The sequence below is a fragment of the Chryseobacterium sp. CFS15 genome, assembly GCF_031118795.1.
Lineage (GTDB): Bacteria > Bacteroidota > Bacteroidia > Flavobacteriales > Weeksellaceae > Chryseobacterium > Chryseobacterium indoltheticum.
Genome location: NZ_JAVHYL010000005.1, coordinates 39,649 through 62,303, shown reverse-complemented (window position 1 = coordinate 62,303; position 22,655 = coordinate 39,649). Strand labels below are relative to the sequence as shown.

Sequence of the window (22,655 nt, the reverse complement as noted above, 5' to 3'; positions counted from 1 at the left end):
ATAATCATTTATCATTTATAAAAAAGTAAAAAATGTTATACTACTTATACGAATATTTAACGAGCCAAGGCATCCACATTCCGGGAATGGGAATGTTGAGGTACATTTCGTTTCGCGCAGGGATGGCTGTTTTACTTTCATTGACGATTGCCCTCGTTTATGGAAAAAGCATCATCAATTACCTGAGAGGAAAACAGATGGGCGAGTTAGTTCGTGATTTAGGATTAGACGGACAAAAACAAAAAGAGGGAACACCTACAATGGGAGGTTTCATCATTATTATTGCGACTTTAATTCCGGTTTTACTGTTTACAAGAATTACCAACATTTATATTGTTCTTTTGATCGTAACGGTGATTTGGATGGGTGCAATTGGTTTTATAGATGATTATTTAAAGAAAATAAAGAAAAATAAAGACGGATTAAGCGGGAAATTTAAAATTGTAGGACAGGTCGGTTTAGGGCTAATTGTCGGAGTTACAATGTATTTCCATCCCGATATTACGGTTAAAAGAAAATATGCCGATGCAAAAGTAGTCAACAGAAATAACGTTGAACAAAACTTTATGCCGACAGAAAAAATTACTGTTTCTACCGTTCCTTTTACCAAAAATAATGAGTTCGATTACAGTGGAATTTTATTTTGGATGAATGATAAAGATGCCCACGAATGGGCATGGATTGTTTTTATTCCTATCGTTATTTTCATTGTAACAGCCGTTTCAAATGGCGCAAATATTACCGACGGAATAGACGGGCTCGCCGCAGGAACGAGCACCATTATTCTTCTGGCGCTTGCGTTTTTTGCATACGTTTCCGGGAATATCATTTTTGCAGATTATCTCAATATTATGTTCCTCCCGAATATGGGTGAAACTACCATTTTTGCCGTCGCAATGGTCGGTGCAGTAATCGGGTTTTTCTGGTACAATACCTATCCGGCGCAGGTTTTTATGGGAGATACCGGAAGTTTGATGTTGGGCGGCGTGATTGCTGTTTTAGCGGTTGTTTTAAGAAAAGAACTGATGATTCCTGTGCTTTGCGGGATTTTCTTAATCGAAAATATCTCAGTAATGCTGCAGGTGGTTGTCTTTAAATACAGAAAAAGAAAATATGGGCTGGAACATGCCCAAAATAATAGATTGTTTAAAATGTCTCCGCTTCATCATCATTATCAGAAAGACGGTTTTCACGAAAGTAAAATCGTTAACAGGATGATTATCATTGGGGTTATGTTGGCAATTGTATGTCTCATTACATTGAAGATGAGATAAATGTAAAAAGTAAGAATGTATTAACGTATTAATGATTTTGTAAATGCAGGATACATGAATACAATGTACATAAATACAAAAAAGATATGAAAATAGTTGTTTTAGGAGGTGGCGAAAGCGGTTGTGGTGCTGCTTATTTGGCTAAGAAAAAAGGTTTGGAAGTATTTCTTTCAGACAAAGGTGCCATTAAGGATCACTATAAACAATTTCTTACAGAAAATGACATTGAGTTTGAAGAGGAAAACCACGACGAAGAAAGAATCTTAAATGCTGATTGGATTGTAAAAAGCCCGGGTATTCCCAAAAAAGCGGAAATGATCAACAAAATTCATGAGAAAGGAATCAGGCTTTCTTCTGAAATTGAGTTTGCTTCAGAGTTTACCGATGCCAAGATCATTGCCATCACAGGAAGCAATGGGAAAACAACGACTACTTCTTTGATCTATTATATCCTGAAAAATGACGGATTAAATGTAGGTTTAGGCGGAAATATAGGCTACAGTTTTGCAAAGCAGGTTGCCGACGAAAACCACGAATATTATGTTTTGGAAGTAAGTTCTTTCCAGTTGGATGATATTCAGAATTTCAGACCGTATATTTCTTTATTGTTAAATCTGTCGAAAGATCATTTGGATCAGTACAATTATAACTATGAAGAATACGCTTTAGCGAAGTTCAGAATTGCTGAAAATCAGGAGAATGACAATTTTTTCATCTACAATAAAGATGATGAAATGAGCAAGAATATTCTTGAAAAATTTGAAATTAAAGCGAAAATGATCCCTTTTTCAACTAATGAAAGATTGTCTGAAGGAGGTTTTGTGGAGGAAGATAAAATTGTGGTAAAACTGAAAGAGGAATTCTCAATGAAAGTTGATGAATTGTCTTTGTTAGGAAATCATAATGTAGCCAACAGCTTAGCGGCTTCAATTGCCGGTAAGATATTGGAAATCAATAATGAAAGTATCAGAAATTCATTGATGACTTTTCAGGCGGTGGAGCACAGATTGGAGCTTGTTACAGAAATCGAAGGGGTAAAATACATCAACGACAGCAAAGCAACCAATGTAAATGCAACTTATTATGCCCTAGAAAGCATGAAAAACCCTACAGTTTGGATTGTCGGAGGTTTAGACAAAGGAAATGACTATACCGAAATTGAAGATTTAGTTAAAAGAAAAGTAAAGGCAATTGTTTGTTTAGGAATTGATAATCAGAAAATTATCGACTTCTTCAAAAACAAAAAAGAATTTATTTACAGCACTTCAAGTATGAAAGATGCGGTAGAAATCTCAAAATCATTAGCTAAAAGTGGTGATACGGTTTTACTTTCACCTTGCTGTGCAAGTTTTGATCTTTTCAAAAGCTATGAAGACAGAGGTCGTCAGTTTAAAGAGCAAGTGTTAAAAAATTAAGAATTAACAATGAATAGTTAAAAATGATTTTCATTCTTAATTTTTCATTATTCATTAAATAATATGAACGAACAGAATATAGAAAGCAGATTCGAATTTCTAAAGGGCGACAAAGTACTTTGGATGGTCATTCTTGTGATCTCCATTTTCTCTATTTTCCCGGTATATTCTGCAAGTTCAAATCTCGAATATATTGTAAATAACGGTACCACAACGGGTCACGTGATGAAGCATATGTTCTTTGTGGTTTTAGGTTTGGCAATCATGCGATTGGTAGGAACCGTGAAGTATGAATACATGGGAAAACTCAGCAGCATTATGTTGGGTTTAATGATTATTCTCTTGATTGTCACAATGTTTACAGGGCAAACGATTGATGGGGCAAGTGCCTCAAGATGGCTGAAGATTCCCGGAACACCGATTTCATTCCAACCGTCATCATTTGCGTTTTTAATGCTGATTATTTATCTGTGCAGATATTTAACCAAGAAAATTACCAGAGAAAGGCTTCCGATTGAAAATGTAATGTACATTTTCGGGCCGATTTTGCTGGTTTTTGTATTGGTTGCCAAAGATAATGGTTCTACAGCGTTGATGATTTTAATGGTTTCTGTAATTGTTTTGATTATCGGGCAACTGCACTGGAAATACATTGCAGGGTTTATCTCTGCATCATTTGTTGCCATTGCATTGTTTTTATTAATTGCTTTAAATACCAATATGATTGGCGGAAACCGTGTTCATACATGGATGAGCCGTATCGAAACATTCACATCGAGCAAAGCAAAATCTGCTGATGTTGATGATGAAAGTGTAAAAGCAAAAAATTATCAGGTAATGCAGGCAAAAGCTGCTATCGTTCATGGTGGAATTACCGGAATGGGACCAGGAAAATCTGCGTTAAAGCAAATGCTTCCGCAATCAGCTTCAGACTTTATTTTTGCTGTAATTGTTGAAGAATATGGTTTAATAGGAGCAGGATTTCTCATCAGTATGTATCTTATTATGATTGTCAGGATTGTAATGATTGCCAGTAAAATGCCGGCATTTTTCGGCTCGTTGCTTGTGCTCAGTCTCGGGGTAATGATATTCATACAATTAGCGGTAAATATTGCCGTTGCAGTGAATCTTATTCCGGTTACAGGACAGCCATTGCCACTGATTAGTTACGGAGGAACATCGATGTTGGTAACTTACATGCAGCTCGGAATTATCTTAAATATTAGCTCAAGAATCCAGATATATGATGAAGAAGGAATGGGTAAAAAACAAAGCATTGTCGAGATAAACGACATTGCATAAATATAAATGATAATGCATAATTGATTTTCATATCGCTTATCAATCATCATTTATCAATATTAAAAAGTATGAACAAAAAACTAAAAGTATTGTTATCAGGCGGCGGAACAGGAGGGCACATCTTCCCGGCAATCGCTATTGCAGACGAGATCAAAAAAAGATTTCCTGATGCTGAGTTTTTGTTCATTGGAGCCAACGGAAAAATGGAAATGGAAAAAGTTCCGCAAGCGGGCTACAAAATAGAAGGAATTGACATTGCAGGAATCGACAGAGGAAATATGTTATCGAATTTAGGGTTGCCTTTCAAGATTTTGAAAAGTTTATCTAAATCTAAAAGAATAATTAAAAATTTCGCTCCAGATTTTGCAGTTGGAACAGGAGGTTTCGCAAGCGGACCAGCTTTGTATGAAGCCAGTAAAATGGGAATTCCGATTTTTATTCAGGAACAGAATGCTCATGCAGGAGTGACGAATAAAATTTTAAGTAAAAAAGCAAAAGCCGTGTTTACTGCCTACCCAAAAGTGGAAGGCTTTCCGGCTGAAAAAATAAAGTTTTTGGGAAATCCGATTCGTGAGAATATTATTTCAGGAATGCAGGAAACTTCTTCGGCCAAAGAGAAATTAGGTTTAGATAAAAATAAACTAACCATTTTATCGGTTGGTGGTTCTTTAGGATCAAGAACATTAAACAACGCTTGGAAAGAGAATTTAGAAAAAATAAAAGAAAAAGGGTATCAGTTAATCTGGCAAACCGGAAAGTTGGATTACAAAGAAATTGTTGATAGTTGTCAGTTGTCAGTTGATGAAAATAGCCAACAACCCACAACTAACAACCAAATACAAATAAAAGAATTCATCAAAGACATGGAAACCGCTTATTCAGCGGCCGATGTCATTGTTTCAAGAGCGGGAGCGATTGCCATTTCAGAATTGGCGGTAGCGCAGAAACCTGTTTTATTGGTTCCATTTCCATTCGCAGCGGAAGATCATCAAACCAAAAATGCGATGAATCTGGTTGAAAAAAATGCTGCCAAAATGGTAAAAGATTCTGAAATGCAGGAGAAATTCTGGGATACATTATCAGAAATCTGCGAAAATGAAAATGTAAGAAAAGAAATGTCTGAAAATCTGAAATATTTTGCCAAACCCAATGCGGCAAAAGAGATTGTGGATGAGATATTTAATCAACTGTAAAAAGTATAATTGTAAAATGTATTAATGAAATCATAAATACCCTTTACATAAATACAATAATACAAGAAAAAAGAATGAACAATTTAGAAACATATCAAAATTTTTACTTCGTTGGAATCGGAGGAATCGGAATGAGTGCTTTGGCGCGCTATTTCCATGCTTCGGGCAAGAATGTTTTGGGCTATGATAAAACCAACACCAAATTGACGACAGCGTTAATGAACGAAGGAATTGATATTGTTTTTGAAGATGTGATTGATGAAAAAATTACTTCGCTTCAGAAAGAGAATACATTGGTTATCTACACTCCGGCAATCAAAAAGCTTGAGATTTTAGATTATTTTAATGAAAATCAGTTTGAAGTTTTAAAGCGTGCAAAAGTTTTAGGTTTAATTACAGAAAATACAGATTGCATCGCTGTTGCGGGAACACATGGAAAAACCACAACTTCTACTTTGGTTTCGCATTTGTGCAAAGAAGCAGATTTGCCTTTCTCATGTTTCTTAGGTGGAATTTCTGAGAATTTTAAATCAAATTTTCTATATAACGGTTCGCAATATTCTGTGGTTGAAGCTGACGAATATGACAGAAGTTTTCTCAACCTTTCTCCGGATTGGGCGGTGATTACTTCTACAGATGCCGATCATCTGGATATTTATGGAGATAAAAATACGATTGAAGAAGGTTTCAGACAGTTTGCAGCTTTAGTTCCGGAAGACAAAAAGCTTTTTGTAAGAAAAGGAATTGAAATCGGCAGAGCACATAAAACCTACGCAGTAAATGAAGCAGCAGATTATTATTCGGATAATCTTCGTATGGATCATGATAAAATCTACTTCGATTTTCATACGCCAACTGAAACGATAAAAGATTTTGTGTGGGATGTTCCGGGAATTCATAATGTTGAAAATGCAACGGTTGCGCTGGCTATTCTTCACAATCTGGGAGTTGATTTTGAAATCTTAAAGAAAGCAATTGCCAATTTTAAAGGGATTAAGAGAAGATATACAAAACATATTTATCCGAGTGGTAAAATTTATATTGACGATTACGCACATCATCCGACGGAAATTAATGCTGTTGTGGGTTCAATAAGAACTTTTTATCCTGAAAAAAAGCTTTTAGTTGTTTTTCAGCCGCACTTATTCAGCCGCACAAGAGATTTTGTGGATGGATTTGCTGAAAGTTTAAATAATTCTGATGAATTGATCTTGCTCGACATTTATCCGGCAAGAGAACTTCAGGAAAATTTTGAAGGAATTACTTCAGATTGGTTATCAGAGAAAGTAAGTTTAGATAAAAAAGAAGTGTCAAATTTATCTGATGCTTTCAACAAAATAAAAGAAAAGGAATTTGATATTTTACTTACAGTCGGCGCAGGAAACATAGATACACTGTATGACCCGATTTGTGAGTGGATGAATAAAATGTAAAAAGTAATAATGTATTAACGTATTAATGACCGCTCATGAATACATTTTACATTAATACATGAATACAAAAAATAATGAAAAATAAATACAGAATTTTAAAAATTGCCATTACAGTAATCATTCTTGGGTTCCTGCTGAGTTTCTCGTTGAAGAAATTCGGGAGTCAGAAGATTACGGACAATAAAATTTCTGTAAAAATGAATGAGAAAACTCCGGTTTATTTCATTGATGAAAAAGATATTCGTGAGATCGTCAATAAAGAAAACCCGTCACGGAAAGTCGGTGATTTGAATATTCCTGAACTGGAAAGAAAAATCAACGCGCTTCCGGCGGTTGACAGCGCTAATGTTTATTTAAATCTAAATGGAAAACTGAATCTGGATATTAAACAACGAGTTCCTGTTTTCAGGCTTAATTATAATGGAAAAGATTTTTATGTAGACGAAAAAGGAACAGAATTTCCGATTTCAAGAACCTATTCTCATCCGTGCATGCTGGTGACAGGAGATGTAAAAAAAGATGAATATGAAAAGCTGGCAGATCTAGTCGATAAGATTGATAAAGATGATTTCAGCAAAAAATATTTCATTGGGATTTCAAAATATAAAGACAGTTATAATCTTCTCACCAGCGAAGGAAACTATAAAGTCGAGATTGGTGATTTAGACAATATTGAATTAAAAGTAAAAGGTTTTAAAACTTTTGTTGAGAAATACTTAGTGTTTCAGGATCCTCAGAAATACAAAATGATTTCTGTAAAATATCAGAATCAAATTGTTACAACGCTGAATCCTTATTTTAAAGAAAATGACAGTATTTTAAAAGCCAGCCATAAAGATTTAGCAAAAACTCCGGTTGCAGTCGTAAAAAAAGCGACTTCAACTTCTTTAAAGCCAAAAGAAAATACAAAGCCAAAAGCGGTCGTCAAACCAAAAGAGAAAAAGATAACTCCGGAAAAGAAAACGGTCACAAAACCGAAGACTAAAGCAAAGGTTAAAATAGAATAAACAAAGAGTCCAAAAGGGACGACTTAATAAAGGAGGGGATAAAATCCTATCAAATAATAAATAAGTAATTAAATCAAATCGATATACACAATGGAAAATCAAGAGTATTCAGTAGGTCTTGACATCGGGACAACCAAGATTGTCGCCATTGTCGGAAGGAGGAATGCACACGGGAAAATAGAAATTCTCGGTGTTGGGAAGGCCAAAAGTCTTGGAGTTCATAAAGGGATTGTGAATAATATTTCACAAACCATTAACTCTATAAAAGCAGCTGTGGCAGAAGCACAGTCGAGCGCAGGAGTTCCTATTCATAAGGTAACTGTAGGTATTGCGGGGAAGCACATTCGCTCACTGCAGCATTCAGATTACATTATGCGTGAGAATCCGGATAGATTCATCACAGATGATGACATCGAAGCATTAAAAGATCAGGTGAAAAAACTGGTCATGTTACCGGGTGAGGAAATTATCCATGTTCTTCCACAGGAATATAAGGTTGATTCTGAAGGAGAAATTCAGGAGCCTGTCGGAATGCACGGAAAACGTCTGGAAGCCAATTTCCATGTTGTTGTAGGACAAATGGGAAGCATCAGAAACATCGCAAGATGCGTAAGAGAAGCAGGTTTGGAGATGGAAGCGCTTACATTGGAGCCTTTAGCATCTTCTGAAGCTGTTTTAACTAAAGAAGAGAAAGAAGCAGGAGTAGCAATCGTAGACATCGGTGGTGGTACTACAGATATTGCTATTTTTAAAGATAATATCATTCGTCATACTTGCGTCATCCCTTATGGGGGCGGAATTATTACGGAAGACATCAAAGAAGGTTGTTCAATTATAGAAAAGCATGCCGAGCAATTAAAGGTGAAGTTCGGTTCTGCAGTTCCTGAGTTAGAAAAAGACAGCACATTCGTAACGATCCCGGGACTTCACGGAAGACCGGATAAAGAGATTTCTCTGAAAACTTTAGCACAAATTATCAATGCGAGAGTGGAGGAAATTCTGGAAATGGTCAACACAGAATTAAAAGCTTACGGAGCTTTTGAACAAAAGAAAAAACTGATTGCAGGAATTGTTTTGACGGGTGGTGGTTCAAATTTGAAACATCTTCGTCAGCTGGCAAACTACACGACAGGTTTTGATAGCAGAATTGGTTTTGCCAATGAATATATTGCCAACGATAAAAACCAGTATCTGAAAGGTCCCGAATTTGCAACTTCTATTGGTTTACTGATGGAAAGTTTAAAGATCAGAGATAAAAAAACGGTTGCTGTAGAAGAGGAAATTGAAATTGAGGCTGACACAAAAGTGGAGCAAAAAGAAGCACAAACGAATGCTAATGTTGAATCTCAAGCTCAAACAACTCCGCAAATAGAAGAAGAATTTAAAACGCCTGTACAAACATCTAGACCTTCGAAACCAACATTCGGACAGTCGCTGATGGAAAAAGTAAAAAAATTCTTTGAAGAAGTAGAATAAAATATAAATGATGGATGATAAGCGATGAATGATCTTTCTCATCAACTATCATAGTCGATTATCAATTTAGAAAAAATTAAATATGGAAAATATAGGCACACAAGGATTTTCATTTGATCTGCCAAAAGGAAATTCTTCGATCATCAAAGTTATTGGTGTTGGTGGCGGTGGAAACAACGCCCTAAAGCACATGTACGAAAAAGGTATTCACGGGGTAGATTTCGTGATCTGTAATACCGATGCTCAAACTTTAGATAACAATCCGGTTTCAAATAAAGTTCAGTTGGGAGTTACCATTACTGAAGGTCTTGGAGCAGGTGCGGATCCTGAAGTTGGTGAAAAAGCGGCTATTGAAAGTATCGAAGACATCAAAGCGGCAATGGGGCAAAACACCAAAATGGTTTTCATCACTGCTGGAATGGGTGGTGGTACCGGAACGGGTGCGGCTCCTGTTATTGCTAAAGTTGCCAAAGATATGGGAATTCTTACGGTAGGTATCGTTACCGTTCCTTTCAGTTTTGAGGGGAAGAGAAGACTTGATCAGGCAGAATTAGGACTTGATAAATTAAGAAATAATGTTGATTCATTAATTGTAATCAACAATGATAAACTAAGACAGCAATTTGGAAATCTTGGTTTCAAACAAGGTTTTTCTAAAGCCGATGAAGTTTTAACCAATGCTGCAAAAGGGATGGCAGAGGTTATTACAGGTTACTTTGATGTAAACATTGACTTTAGAGATGCTAAATCTGTGCTTCAGAATTCCGGAACGGCATTGATGTCTACAGGAATGGCTTCTGGCGAAAACAAAGCGGAAGAAGCAGTAAGAAAAGCATTGGATTCTCCATTATTGAACGACAACAAAATTACAGGTGCAAGAAACGTGTTATTGTTGATCAGAAGCGGTGTAGAAGAAGCTACGATGGACGAAATCGGGATCATTATGGATTATATCCAGAAAGAAGCGGGTCACACGGCTGATATCATTTTCGGAGTTGGAGCGGATGAAGAATTGGGTGATGCTGTTAGCGTATTGGTGATTGCTACTGGTTTTTCTAATGATAACCAAAAGTTTTCCGGACCTACTGAGAAAATCAGAATTGGTTTAAATGACGCATTAGATACTCCAAAAGCTTCTCCTTTCAAAACAAGAGATGAGAGAGAGGTAGCTCCTGAACAGGGATACGACTTTGGAGGTAAAAATCTTTTCAGATTAGATGATGAAGATCAGGATGTTCCGAAGTTTAAGATGTCGTCTTCTGAAAAAAAAATGATTATTGAGGATGAAGATGTAAAAACAGAAATAAAATTCTCTGATAGAGAGGAAGATACATTAGAAAGCCCGATTCAGAGCTGGAGAAACGAAGAATCGAGCAATGACGATGATGTCAATTTGTTTTCTTTCGATGACGATCCGAATGATTTAGAAATTCAGTCTTTCTCTTTCGATTTTGATAATAAAAAAGAAGAACCAAAAGAGAGTTCTTTTAACAATAATTATTCAGACGAAAAAAAGGTTGAGTTTAACTTCACCGTGAACGAACCTCTTGTTGAGCCTAAATATGATTTTGGTCAACCAAAAAATGAAGTTGAAACTTCAGCTGTGATTGAGAAAGTTGAAGAGAAAATTCAAAGAGTTGAAACATTTTATCAAACTCCAGAACAGCCTAAAGCTGAAGAAAAACCTGTTGTTGAAAAAAGAGTAGAAATAGAAACAACAAGACATACAGAATCTGAATTCACTTTTGTGAATAAGCCTGCTGATCAGGAAAGAGTAGTAGAGAGAAGAAACAAGCTGAAAGAATTCAATTCTCGTTACCAGAATTTCGATCACGTGAATGAATTTGAATCTGTACCTGCTTTCAAGAGAAAGAATATTTCAATTGACGGTACCAATGCATCAGACCAAAATATCAATACCTATTTGTCTGATAACAACGGAAACATGCAGATCAGAGAAAACAGATTTTTAAATAAAGACGTAGATTAAAATAATATAACAATGTAGAAATGTACCAATGTAACAATCTCGAACGGTCATGCTGAGCTTATTGAAGCATCTCAATTGGTAAACTGTTACATTGATACATTGTTAAATTTAATAAAATGAGTTTAGAACTTACAATTAGCGAAGCAATAAAAACAGCAATGAGAGCTAAAGACAGAGTAGCTTTAGATTCTCTTCGTGCTGTAAAATCTCAGATATTATTGCTGAAAACCGAGGCTTTAGGAGCTGAAGTTTCATCTGAGCAGGAAATTGCAATTTTACAGAGAATGATCAAACAGCGTAAAGATTCTTACGAGCAGTTTACCGCTCAGGGAAGAAACGATTTGGCAGAAGTAGAAGAAGCTCAGATGAAAGTCATTGAGAAGTTTTTACCTGCTCAATTGTCCTCTGAAGAATTAGAAGCAGAGATCAAGCAGATTATTTCAGAAACTGGCGCTGAATCGATTAAAGATTTAGGAAAAGTAATGGGATTAGCTTCAAAAAACTTGGCCGGAAAATCTGACGGGAAAAGTATTTCCGAGATGGCTAAGAAGTTACTTTCGTAGTTGATTGTTGACCGTTATTGGTTGGTACTTTTATATACTATCAACTGACAACTAAAACCTATCAACTGTTTAAAAACGGATATTCAACCTTTGCATATCGATTTGATTAACGAAGCCCGAAACTTTATGTTTCGGGCTTCATTTATTGTAAATCCTTTATCAATGTTTTTTAATGAATTCTAAAAACCGAGGACAAAACAGAGATAAAGGTGAGGGAATTACATTGTTATCAGATTACTCTGATATCTTGAAAGATTGATTTAATAAAGTTTTTTTCATGGAAATCGTTTTTAGAATCATTTCAAATTTAGCAAATAAAATTTAATATAGATGATTTTTATTTAAATATTAATTAAAATTATTATGGTATTCTTATATGTTGCTGAAAATTCATTTTGTTTATTAAAAGCTTTGATAGTTTTTATAAATTGTAAATACATGCAGAATTGTGTAAATTTGTAGACACTTAAAAAAAATAAGAAATGTATCCAACAGATTTAGTAATGCCTATGAAGGCTGAGCTTACAGATAAAGGTTTCGAAGATTTGGCAACTCCTGCTCAGGTAGAAGATGCTTTAAAGCAATCAGGAACTACTCTTTTAGTAATCAATTCGGTATGTGGTTGTGCAGCTGGAGCAGCAAGACCGGGAGTGGTTTACTCTCTGACTGGCGAAAAAAAACCAGACCATTTGACTACAGTTTTTGCTGGTTTCGATAAAGAAGCAGTAGAAGCAGCTAGAAAACATTTGGCGCCATTTCCTCCAAGCTCACCATGTGTAGCACTTTTCAAAGACGGAGAATTGGTTCATATGCTTGAAAGACACCACATTGAAGGAAATCCTGCAGGAGCAATTGCTGCAAACTTACAGGCAGCTTACGACGAGTATTGCTAATCCTTTAAGAATTAAAAAAATAATATGGAAACCATTGCAAATTTGTGATGGTTTTTTTGTTTAAATCATTCGCTGAAAATTCAAATATTATTATATTTGTCAGAATGGCAACGAAAGCACTTTTCAATACGGTGGTCAATTGGTTTATCCGTCAAAGGATAGATCAGATCCAGCATTTTATGGATCATCCTATCGATACACAGAAGGGAATTCTGTTTTCTCAATTATTCCATGCAGAAGACACGGAATATGGTAAGAAATATGGGTTTAATTCTATCTCAAGTTATCAGGATTTTAAAAATAAAGTCCCGATTGTTACGTATGAGGAATTTGAGCCGTATGTGGAACGGGCAAGACAAGGTCACAAAGACGTAAGCTGGCCCGGTTACATTAAGCATTTTGCAAAATCTTCGGGAACTACTAATGCCAAAAGTAAATTTATCCCTATTTCAGCAGAAAGTCTGGAATACTGCCACTTAAAAGCAGGAAAAGACATGGTTTCAATCTATGCCAATAACCATCCTGAAAATCAACTTTTTACCAATAAAAATTTACGTCTTGGCGGAAGCTCCGAATTGTATGCTGATTTTAACACGAAGTTTGGCGATCTCTCTGCTATTTTGATTGATAATCTTCCTTTTTGGGTTGAAATTACCACAACACCGAGCAAAAAAGTTTCGTTGATGGGAGAGTGGGAAAGTAAGCTTAACGCTATTGTTTCTGAAGTGAAAAACGAAGATGTAGGAAGTATTTTAGGGGTTCCTAGCTGGATGATGGTGCTTTTGCAGAGAGTTTTAAAGGAAACAGATGTGAAAAATGTTTCTGAACTTTGGCCAAACCTGGAAGTATTCTTTCATGGCGGAATCAGTTTTAAACCTTATAAAGAGCAATATAAACCGATTATCGGGAAAGATATCAATTACTATGAAATCTATAATGCTTCTGAAGGCTTTTTTGGGATTCAGGACAGATCGAATAGTGATGAAATGCTTCTGATGCTCGATTACGGAATCTTCTATGAATTTATTCCCATGGATCAGTTTCACCATTCCAACCCGAAAGTGGTGAGTCTGGAAGGAGTCGAGGTAGGAAAAAACTATGCAATGGTGATTACAACCAACGGCGGACTTTGGAGATATTTAATTGGAGATACAGTGGTTTTCACATCGACGAGCCCATTCAGAATAAAAATTACGGGTCGTACAAAACATTATATCAATGCTTTTGGTGAAGAGCTGATGATTACCAATGTAGAATCGGCTTTAACGAAAGCTTGCCGGGAAACGAATGCTTCCGTAAAAGATTTTACCGGAGCCCCGATTTTCATGAAAGAAAATGAAAGCGGTGCCCACGAATGGATTTTTGAATTTAGCGAACATCCCGAAAATCTCGATTTGTTTACTGATATTTTTGATAAACACCTGAAATGCATCAATTCGGATTACGAGGCTAAAAGATATAATAATATTACGCTGAAAAAACCTGTCGTGCATATCGCAAGACCCAACCTTTTCTACTGCTGGCTTGAATCTAAAGGTAAACTGGGCGGGCAGAACAAAGTACCGAGGCTGAGTAATGACAGAGAATATATAGATCCTTTACTGGAGCTTAATAGAGCATAAAAAAAACCGCAGAAATTTCTGCGGTTTTTAATTTATTTAAGATCTTCCTTAATTTTTTTGGCACCGTCTTCTACTTTCTGAGCACCTTTTGCAGCTGCATCTTTAATGTCTTTACCTGCTTTGTTGATGTCTTCTTTTGCTTTTTGGGCAGTGTTGTCGATCTTATCACTCGCATTATCTACGGTGTTTTGAATATCGTTTTTGGCTTTATCTACTTTCGAAGAATCGATCAATCCGGTACCGATTTCCGTTGTTGTCGTTGTCGTTACAGATCCGTCAGGATTTTCTGTTTTTTCAGTGGTTGTTGACTTTGTACATGCAACAAATAGTGTAGAAGCTACAACTGCTGATAAAATGTGTTTTTTCATTGTGTATATTTTTTTGTAATGAATTGTTTGAATTGCAAAAGAAGAAAATTTGTTTGCAATAAAAATCTGTTTTAAGTATAAATTAATTTTAATTATTCCTGTTTAGGTTCTGTTGTCTTTTCAGAAGCTTTTAATTTTTTCTCGGCCTCAGCTTTCTTTTTATTTTCTTTTTCAAGCGCTTCAGTAATTCTTTTTTCTTCCTGTTGCAATTTTAAGGCCTCTTTTAAAGAATCCTGATATTTCTGTGAAGACATTCTTATTTGTCTCGCAATATCTACTGATGTTGCGCCCGGAGAAAAAGAGTCTATTGCTGTGGTATCGTATTTTATTTTTAATACCTGATCGTTGCTGACAACAGGTTCACGTTGAGAACAGGCAACCGATAATAAAGATGAAATTACAGTAGCAAAAATTACATTTTTCATGCGACTAATTTAGTAGAAATTCAGCAATTACAGGATAGTGATCTGATAATTTTACCGAATAATCTACCTTATAGCTTTTGGGAACAAGGCTGCTTGATGCAAAAATATAATCTATTCTGAGTGGGAATTTATAATCGTGAAAGCTTGTAGAGCTTCCATTTCCGGCTTCTACAAAAGCATCATCCAGGTTTTTACCCAGATTGTAGTATTCCCAGGAATTGGGAACCGAATTAAAATCTCCTGCAAGAATCACCGGGTAAGGTGAATGATCAACTACTTTTCTTATTTTTCTCACCTGATCTTCATGCGTTCGGAAGGTAGGAATCAGTCTTGAAAATAACGCTTCCATTTTATTATTTTCCTTTTTGCCAGAATTGTCATCTTCTATTCCGATCATGTTTTTATTGAGTCTGAAAGGTTCCAGATAAACATTTACAACTCTTACGATTTTACCATTAATATCGATATCTGCATAAAAAGAATTGCCTTTGGAAGCATCATTAATTAAATCTCCCTGTCTTAGAATTTTATGTTTTGTTTTTAGTATAACCGAAGGATATTTTACCAGATCGCTCCTAAGCGCTTTATTAGTGTCTTTTTCCTGAACCAGAATAATATCGGCATTTTGATCTTCAATATATTTTTTTACATTATCCCAACCCATACTTCCATATTTTACATTGTATGTCAAGACTTTTATATCTGTCTTGGCGGTCTCAATATTGCTGTTTTGAGGTGAAAAATTAACCCATCGTCTTACAGGGTTATAGAAAATAAATGTTGAAAGAATAAAGATGACGGCAATTTTCTTCTTCTTAATAATCCAGATAAGCGTAAATAAGAGATGGGCAAAAATTAAATAAGGAAAGCTCAGCGAAAGAAGATTGAGTTTACTGAAGTAGTTGGGGCTTATCCATGCATTTGCAAATGTGCTGATTAACAGTGCTAAAACTCCTAAATGGATAATAAGTAAAAAAGGAAACCGCTTCATGAAACTCAAATATTTCTTGAGCAACAAAAATTCTGCCAATCAGTGTTTTATGAAGACTGAGATTGCTTTTAATCGATTTTAAAAGTGGCGATCACCGGAAAATGATCAGAAAGATGCACGCTACGGTCAACCTGATAGCTTACGGGTTTTATTGATTCTGAAGTGAAAATATAGTCTATTCTTAACGGATATTTATAGTCATGAAAGCTTGTTCCGCTGCCTTTCCCTACTTCGTAAAAAGCATCTTTTAGACCCTCTGAAGTTTTGTAATATTCGTAAGAGTTGGGAACAGAATTAAAATCTCCTGCCACAATTACGGGATACGGAGAACTGTCGATACTTTCTCTGATAATTTGTACTTGTTCCTGATGTGATTTGAAAGTAGGAATTAGTCTTTTAATTACGTTTTTTACTTTAGTTTCGTCTTCACCGCTATTTCCGTTAAGTTTTACCATACTTTTTACAACGCCGAAAGATTCTAAATGAACGTTGATGACACGATAGGTTTCACCTTTAATTTCAAGGTCTATTTGCTCGCACTGCGCGGTAATGTCTCCATTAAAAAGATTTTCAAAAAGATTTTTGCGGGAAACAATTTTATAATTCGTGTATAAAGAATTAATCGGAATAGTGTTCTTTCCTGTGAGGTTTTTAAGCTCTAAATCACCTGCTCCATATTCCTGGATGAAAACCAAATCAGCTTTTTGAGCATTAATATATTCCTGTATTTCCTCTTTACCAAAAGTACCCCCTTTTATGTTAAAAGTAACAATTTTTAAGTTCGCCGTTTCCTTGCTTTCAGAAGAGTAATTAATCCATCTTTTTACAGGATTCAGAAAAAATAATCCTAAAAACATAAAGACGAACGCTCTTTTTTTCCAGCTCAAAATCCAGAAGAATGTGAGTAACACATATCCGGCAATCAAAATAGGAAAACCTAAAGACAGTAAATTAAACCACGGGAAAATTTTCGGCGGAATATAAGCATTCAGTAAAACTCCTGTTAACAGAAATAATAGCCCTAAATGTAGTATGAGAAGTATTAATCGGAAAATTTTCACAATATATTATTTGAATCTGTATAAGTGCTTTTTCCAGATCATAGCTAAAATGAAACCAACAATTGCGCCACCAACGTGAGCTAAGTGAGCAATTCCTCCAACATTTCCTGTAACGCCTAAAACAACAGAACCAACTATAATTATGGGTAGTAAATATTTTACCTTTACTGGAACCGGAATAAACATAATTCCGATTTTTGCTTCAGGATACAAAGTTGCAAATGCAGCAATAACACCGAAGATTGCTCCAGATGCACCTACCATTCGGCCAAATATAATTGGGTTTATCTGATCATTAATCAATTCTTGAACCTTTAATGAAACTTGAGCATTCACAAAGCTTTCTGGATCAGCAACATATCCTTGTATGTCAAACCCCAAATTACTTAATTGAGAATAGGCATCTTGATATTCTACAAAATTCCATAAGTTAAAAAGAAAAAATGCTCCTAATCCACTTAAAAAATAAAGAATTAAATATTTTTTGGCTCCCAGACTTTGCTCTAAAATAGGACCAAAACTGAACAGAGTAAACATATTGAAAAGAATATGCATAGGACTTCCATGCATGAACATATGTGTAATAATTTGCCATGATTTAAATTGTGGTGATAAAGGAAAATACGCAGCCAAATAAAAATCAAGCTGTGGTATTACCAATGCTGCAATATAAACTACAATATTTAATATAATGATATTTCGGGTAATTGGCGGTATATTATTAAACATCTACTTAAAATTTATTTTTAAAATCATTAAACGGAACTTCATAAAAACATCTTTTTCCGTTAGGTAAAAATTCAGGGAAACCCAAAGCTGTAAAGTCTTTGATGAGCTGTTCGGCATCTATTTTATAAATAAAATCAAAACGGGATTTCGACTGCATTTTGTTCCATTGGTTTTGGTAAAACTGCATAAACTCTTCCTCAGTTTTATACTCTAAAACGTCAAAAAGATTCTCCAGAAACTTCATCACCTGAGATTCTTTTAAACCTTCAGGAACGGCATCAATTCTTAAAACACTTTCATGAGCAATGCTCATTTCAAACCCCAGTTCGGGAAGATATTTTTTGATTGATTTGTATTTGCTCTTTTCAATCTCATTCATATGATATTCGAGTGAAAACAAAAGAGACTGGCTATTTGTAGTTCTCTTTGATTTGTTATTGATTTCGGTCACCACAAGACGGTGCATTCTACCCAAATCGAGCATCAAAGTGCGGTCTCCTTTATTGAAAAGCCAATATCCGTTGGGAAGCCTCATCAAATCTTCATCAAAATCTTCATCTTCAAACAGGTTGATTTTTGAAGGTTCAGCAGAAATATTCTGATGATACATTTCCGCAAGATTATGAATTTCAGTTTTTGATGTTGTTCTTTCTTCCAGAAAAGGGTTGTAATCTCGGTCTACGATGATTTCAGGCATTTTTAGATTTCCCGTATTGTTGCTTTTGCTCGGAAAGCTTTTTTGCATAATCGCATCAATCTGCGGATCTCTTTCGAAATCTAGACTTGGTGCAATATTGTAAATTCCTAAAGAACGCTTTATTGTAGAACGAAGCAGCGCGAAAATAAGATGCTCGTCTTCAAATTTTACTTCCGTTTTTTGCGGATGAATATTGACATCAATTTTTTCAGGATCTAATTCCAGGAAAAGAAAAAATGTAGGGATATATCCGGGCATTAGCAATCCGTCAAAGGCTTCCTGAACAGCCTTGTTGAAATACGGACTTTTAAAAAATCTTCCGTTCACAAAAAGGAATTGTTCGCCACGCGTTTTCTTGGCTCCTTCAGGCTTTGCCACAAAACCGTGAAGCTTACACCAAATGATATCTTCTTTGATGGGAATCAATTGCGGATGAAGTTTTCTGCCAAAAATATCGACAATTCGCTGCATCTGCGTTCCTTTTCTCAGCTTAAAAACCGGATCGTCATCATGAAAAAGAGAAAACTCTAATCCTTCATGAGCCAGCGCAACACGCTGAAATTCGTCAATGACATGACGAAATTCTATATTATTATTTTTAAGAAATTTTCTTCTTGCAGGAACATTGTAAAAAAGGTTTTTAACTAAAAAATTAGAACCTTCCGAAGTCTGCACCGGTTCCTGAAACTGGAAAACTCCGCCTTCAATATAGATATTGGTTCCTAAAGCGGCATCTTTAAGCTTGGTTTTTAGTTCAACCTGAGAAACGGCGGCAATAGAAGCCAAAGCTTCACCACGGAAACCTTTGGTTGCAATTTTAAATATATCTTCAGTTCCTCGTATTTTTGATGTGGCATGCCTCTCAAAAGACATTCTCGCATCGGTTTCAGACATTCCTTTTCCGTCGTCAACAACCTGAATGAGGTTTTTTCCGGCGTCTCTTATAATCAGCTCTATTTTTGAAGCCCCGGCATCAATAGAGTTCTCCAAAAGTTCTTTTACAATAGATGCAGGACGCTGCACCACCTCACCGGCTGCGATTTGGTTGGCTACATGATCGGGTAAAAGCTGAATAATATCTGACATAAATGAGTAATGAACTTACAAAAATAGGCAAAGCAAATAAGATTTTAAATAATAAACCCATGAATTAAGATTAAGTTATCCCTAACTTTTACACAATTTCGTTAAAAAAAGTCCATGCCTGAAAAAACAGACAAGGACTCCAAACTAAGTATATACAATTTGTGCTGCTATTTTTTTAATGATTTTACATCATTTTTTCTTCTAAGACCAGTTTTGATTTTTCAGGTCTTTGCTGTTTTACCACAACTTCGCCATTTCCATGTATTCTGTCATATAAATAAGCCATCAGATTGGGTTTATTATAGATTTTCGAATATCTGTAGTTTGTGTAAAAGTGTCTCAGATGAATTTTATAAAGATCATATCCGATAACGACCACCAAACAGGCACTTATCACATAGAATACACTGAATTCAAGATAATAATATGTCAAACCTGAAAATACGGCTCCTGTAACATACGCCAACATTACACTAGATAAAAGCTTGGCTCTTGCGATCAACTCAGGATTTTTTCTATATTTTTTGTGCGTAAACATAGACATCAAAATTCCCAAGTCGGTTGTTGTTCCGGTAAGATGCGTAGTTTTTACCAAAAAGTTTGAAATACTTGCCGTCAAACCATTTTGTAAACCGGTTGCAAAAAGCATTAAGGCAACCAGATATTCGGCTTCTTCCAATGTTTTCTGGTAGAAAAACTGACCGTAGATTCCGACTGTCAAAAGGCATAATATTTCCAGAACAATCGGCATTGCATGGGCAAAATATTTACTTTTTTTGTTGAAATTGATAACAAAAAAGTTGGCGGTAAAACTACCGAAGAAGAATAAGAAGATCCAGGCACCTACAACGGCAACCTGATTCCAGTTTCCTTTGCTTATTTCTGCTGCAAATACAGCATAATGTCCCGTTACGTTTGACGTAAATGAGAGAAATATCAATAGAGATGCTATATTTATAGTTCCTGCCGTAAAAGCAGTCAGCGTCCCCAGTTTTATGTTGTCTCCCAACGTCCTGCTGTTACTATAATTTCTTAACATTTTACTTAAATTTTAAAATAGTTTACATTTAAAAGCATTACACTTCTACAAAAACTTCTGCCAGCCTGCCTTTTTCCGGCATAAATTCCGGAGTTCCGAATACCATTTCATAAGAAGTCAATTCTTTACATTTTTTGATGTAAGGATTTAAATCAAATTTTCCTTTTGTATTTTTATTTTTAAGGGAAGGCGAGTAGTACGCTTCTGTAATTCCTTCAGCTTTCACGTAATTGTTGAATGCTCTCTGGAAGCTTCCTGAAAAGACATCACAAACAATTTTGTGAACCAAATGCGGATATTTATTAACAATAATTCCGTAGGCATCGCAAAATTCCTGCGTTCTTATTTTGCTGAAAATGGTAGATTTTGTAGTGAAAAGAAGATCTCTGATAGAATCTCCCATGTCGTAACCTGATACCAATAAAATTTTGTATTGCGTATCATTTTCTTCTGCGTTTTTCTCTTTTAAAACTCTTTTTAAAATATTCAGAGACTCAAGAGAATAATCCGTTGCTATTAAAATGGTTTTGATCATATCTTTAGATTTAGTTGTGTAACATCTTTTTGATGATACAAAACTATACCTGCCAAATTAAAAGCTCTTTGGAACGAAATTAAAATGTAATTAAAGAGATTAAAATGAGATTAGAATTTCATTTTAAAAAATGCTTCTTTCTGAAGCTAAGGTAGGTTTTCTTCTTTTTGAGTACCGTAAATAGTGGGAAAACGCATTTGTACGGTCGTTCCCTGATTTTCGTGAGAACTTACCAAGAGTTCACCGTTGTGCATTCTCACAATATTTCTGGCAAGAGGAAGACCGATGCCGTACCCTTCATAATTTCGCGTATTGGAAGCCCGGAAAAAAGGATCGTAGATTTTATTCATTTCAGATTCGGGAATACCGATCCCGTTGTCTTTGATGATGATATAAAGGTCTGTATCTGTAGCGCCCAACGACACTTTTACCTGCTGATGATTAGAATATTTACAGCCGTTATTGATAATATTGGCAACCGCTAAATGAAGAAGCTGCTCATTACCCTGAACTTTCAGTTTTTTAGGATTATCGGGAAGCATACTGATGTCTAGATAGATATTGTTTCGGGAATCTATTCTTCTTAAAGTTTCAATAACGTCCCATAAAAGCTGATCGATTCTTACTTTATCGATTTTCTGAATTCTACCGTCAAATCCGGTTTGTGCAATCAGTAAAAGTGCTTTTATTTTTTTATCAAGCTTTTCGGCTTCATCTAAAATAATTTCAAGCGTCTCTTTATATTCTTCGGCAGTTCGGTTGATAGAAAGTGCTACATCGGCTTCGCCCATAATCGAAGTTAGCGGTGTTCTAAGCTCGTGGGATACATTCCCAATCAAATGATTCTGAGTTTCAAAAGAAGTCTCGATTCTTGTCAGCATGGTGTTGAACGTTTCAACCAATTCATTTAATTCTTTGTTATCCGGTTGAGGTTCAAGTCTTAAATGCAGGTTTTCAGAACTGATTTCTTTTACTTTTCCGGTGATCTTTAAAATCGGTTTAAATAAAGTTTTAGACAAATAAAAAGAGAAAATCATGCTGAAAAATATCGAAAGAATCATACATGTGATCAGTGTTCTTTTCAAAAATCCTAGATAATGAACGACGTAATGGTTTTTTGCTGAAGCGATTGCGATATAATCTTTGTTTTGATATTTAAACGTCTGTCCGATATAATAAAATTCAGAATCGTTGTAATTGGCTTCTCCGGATCTGATGATATTTTTAAAAAATGTATCTGGAATGTGTACTTCGTGTGAAATTTTTTTGAAATTAGAATCTGTAGGAATTGCAAAAACATAGTCTCTTTCCATCGGAAGTTCTTCGTCATTTCTGCTGTTGAGAATATAATTTTCTGGAAGATCGAGACGTTCTTTGCTTTTTTCGATCTGCACAATGGTGGTGGTACGGATTTTTAGCAATTCATAAAACCTCTGATGCGAAAAATTAACAATAGAAAAGTACACCGATCCGCCAAAAATCAGAATAACGGTTGTAAAAACAACCATCAACAGCACCATTGTTTTGGTTTGATTGGTAATGACTCTATTGAACAT

General features: G+C 35.4%; 20 protein-coding genes. 11 read left to right on the top strand and 9 right to left on the bottom strand.

Annotated features, from left to right (window positions below; genetic code table 11):
* Positions 1-32 precede the first annotated feature (32 nt).
* The 11 genes from mraY (at position 33) to OH814_RS09350 (ending at position 14,168) form a co-directional block, all read left to right on the top strand.
* Positions 33-1,274, top strand: a complete 1,242-nt coding sequence (mraY, locus tag OH814_RS09400; RefSeq protein ID WP_076561442.1) for a phospho-N-acetylmuramoyl-pentapeptide-transferase — start codon at positions 33-35, stop codon at positions 1,272-1,274.
* A gap of 86 nt (positions 1,275-1,360) precedes the next feature.
* Complete coding sequence (gene murD / locus OH814_RS09395; RefSeq protein WP_123886525.1) at positions 1,361-2,689, top strand: UDP-N-acetylmuramoyl-L-alanine--D-glutamate ligase; 1,329 nt, start codon at positions 1,361-1,363, stop codon at positions 2,687-2,689.
* 63 nt (positions 2,690-2,752) lie between these two features.
* Positions 2,753-3,991, top strand: a complete 1,239-nt coding sequence (locus OH814_RS09390) for an FtsW/RodA/SpoVE family cell cycle protein (RefSeq protein ID WP_076561444.1) — start codon at positions 2,753-2,755, stop codon at positions 3,989-3,991.
* Positions 3,992-4,059: 68 nt separating this feature from the next.
* A complete protein-coding gene (gene murG, locus OH814_RS09385; protein WP_308827979.1) occupies positions 4,060-5,184 on the top strand; it encodes an undecaprenyldiphospho-muramoylpentapeptide beta-N-acetylglucosaminyltransferase in 1,125 nt (374 codons plus the stop codon).
* A gap of 74 nt (positions 5,185-5,258) precedes the next feature.
* Entirely contained in the window at positions 5,259-6,617 is a 1,359-nt protein-coding gene (gene murC, locus OH814_RS09380) for a UDP-N-acetylmuramate--L-alanine ligase (protein WP_308827978.1), read from the top strand.
* 74 nt (positions 6,618-6,691) lie between these two features.
* Positions 6,692-7,624, top strand: a complete 933-nt coding sequence (locus OH814_RS09375; protein WP_123886528.1) for a cell division protein FtsQ/DivIB — start codon at positions 6,692-6,694, stop codon at positions 7,622-7,624.
* Between the two features lie 90 nt (positions 7,625-7,714).
* The gene (ftsA, locus tag OH814_RS09370; RefSeq protein ID WP_308827977.1) at positions 7,715-9,100 is read left to right on the top strand and encodes a cell division protein FtsA; all 1,386 of its coding nucleotides are present in this window, start codon (positions 7,715-7,717) and stop codon (positions 9,098-9,100) included.
* Between the two features lie 82 nt (positions 9,101-9,182).
* Positions 9,183-11,090, top strand: a complete 1,908-nt coding sequence (gene ftsZ, locus OH814_RS09365; protein WP_201132924.1) for a cell division protein FtsZ — start codon at positions 9,183-9,185, stop codon at positions 11,088-11,090.
* A gap of 116 nt (positions 11,091-11,206) precedes the next feature.
* Entirely contained in the window at positions 11,207-11,653 is a 447-nt protein-coding gene (locus OH814_RS09360) for a GatB/YqeY domain-containing protein (protein ID WP_047443424.1), read from the top strand.
* A gap of 482 nt (positions 11,654-12,135) precedes the next feature.
* Positions 12,136-12,546, top strand: a complete 411-nt coding sequence (locus OH814_RS09355) for a BrxA/BrxB family bacilliredoxin (RefSeq protein WP_076561451.1) — start codon at positions 12,136-12,138, stop codon at positions 12,544-12,546.
* A gap of 104 nt (positions 12,547-12,650) precedes the next feature.
* Positions 12,651-14,168: a GH3 auxin-responsive promoter family protein gene (locus tag OH814_RS09350; protein WP_308827976.1), complete on the top strand. Its 1,518-nt coding sequence runs from the start codon at positions 12,651-12,653 to the stop codon at positions 14,166-14,168.
* A 32-nt stretch (positions 14,169-14,200) separates the two neighbouring features.
* On the opposite strand, the gene OH814_RS09345 is transcribed toward OH814_RS09350, so the two are convergent.
* From OH814_RS09345 to OH814_RS09305, 9 genes are all read right to left on the bottom strand, one after another.
* Positions 14,201-14,536 carry a hypothetical protein gene (locus OH814_RS09345; RefSeq protein ID WP_308827975.1) on the bottom strand — a complete coding sequence of 112 codons (336 nt, stop codon included), beginning with the start codon at positions 14,534-14,536 and terminating at the stop codon, positions 14,201-14,203.
* 92 nt (positions 14,537-14,628) lie between these two features.
* The gene (locus tag OH814_RS09340) at positions 14,629-14,961 is read right to left on the bottom strand and encodes a hypothetical protein (RefSeq protein ID WP_308827974.1); all 333 of its coding nucleotides are present in this window, start codon (positions 14,959-14,961) and stop codon (positions 14,629-14,631) included.
* Positions 14,962-14,965: 4 nt separating this feature from the next.
* A complete protein-coding gene (locus tag OH814_RS09335) occupies positions 14,966-15,952 on the bottom strand; it encodes an endonuclease/exonuclease/phosphatase family protein (protein ID WP_308827973.1) in 987 nt (328 codons plus the stop codon).
* A gap of 68 nt (positions 15,953-16,020) precedes the next feature.
* On the bottom strand, positions 16,021-17,013 hold the full coding sequence (locus OH814_RS09330) for an endonuclease/exonuclease/phosphatase family protein (RefSeq protein ID WP_308827972.1): 993 nt from the start codon (positions 17,011-17,013) through the stop codon (positions 16,021-16,023).
* 6 nt (positions 17,014-17,019) lie between these two features.
* Positions 17,020-17,742 (bottom strand): rhomboid family intramembrane serine protease, encoded by a 723-nt coding sequence (locus tag OH814_RS09325; protein ID WP_076561456.1) that lies wholly within the window; start codon positions 17,740-17,742, stop codon positions 17,020-17,022.
* Between the two features lie 4 nt (positions 17,743-17,746).
* A complete protein-coding gene (gene mutL, locus OH814_RS09320) occupies positions 17,747-19,525 on the bottom strand; it encodes a DNA mismatch repair endonuclease MutL (protein WP_308827971.1) in 1,779 nt (592 codons plus the stop codon).
* A 184-nt stretch (positions 19,526-19,709) separates the two neighbouring features.
* Positions 19,710-20,564 carry a YoaK family protein gene (locus OH814_RS09315; RefSeq protein WP_279196432.1) on the bottom strand — a complete coding sequence of 285 codons (855 nt, stop codon included), beginning with the start codon at positions 20,562-20,564 and terminating at the stop codon, positions 19,710-19,712.
* Positions 20,565-20,601: 37 nt separating this feature from the next.
* Positions 20,602-21,099: a hypothetical protein gene (locus tag OH814_RS09310; protein WP_076561459.1), complete on the bottom strand. Its 498-nt coding sequence runs from the start codon at positions 21,097-21,099 to the stop codon at positions 20,602-20,604.
* A 146-nt stretch (positions 21,100-21,245) separates the two neighbouring features.
* Positions 21,246-22,655, bottom strand: a complete 1,410-nt coding sequence (locus OH814_RS09305; RefSeq protein ID WP_308827970.1) for a HAMP domain-containing sensor histidine kinase — start codon at positions 22,653-22,655, stop codon at positions 21,246-21,248.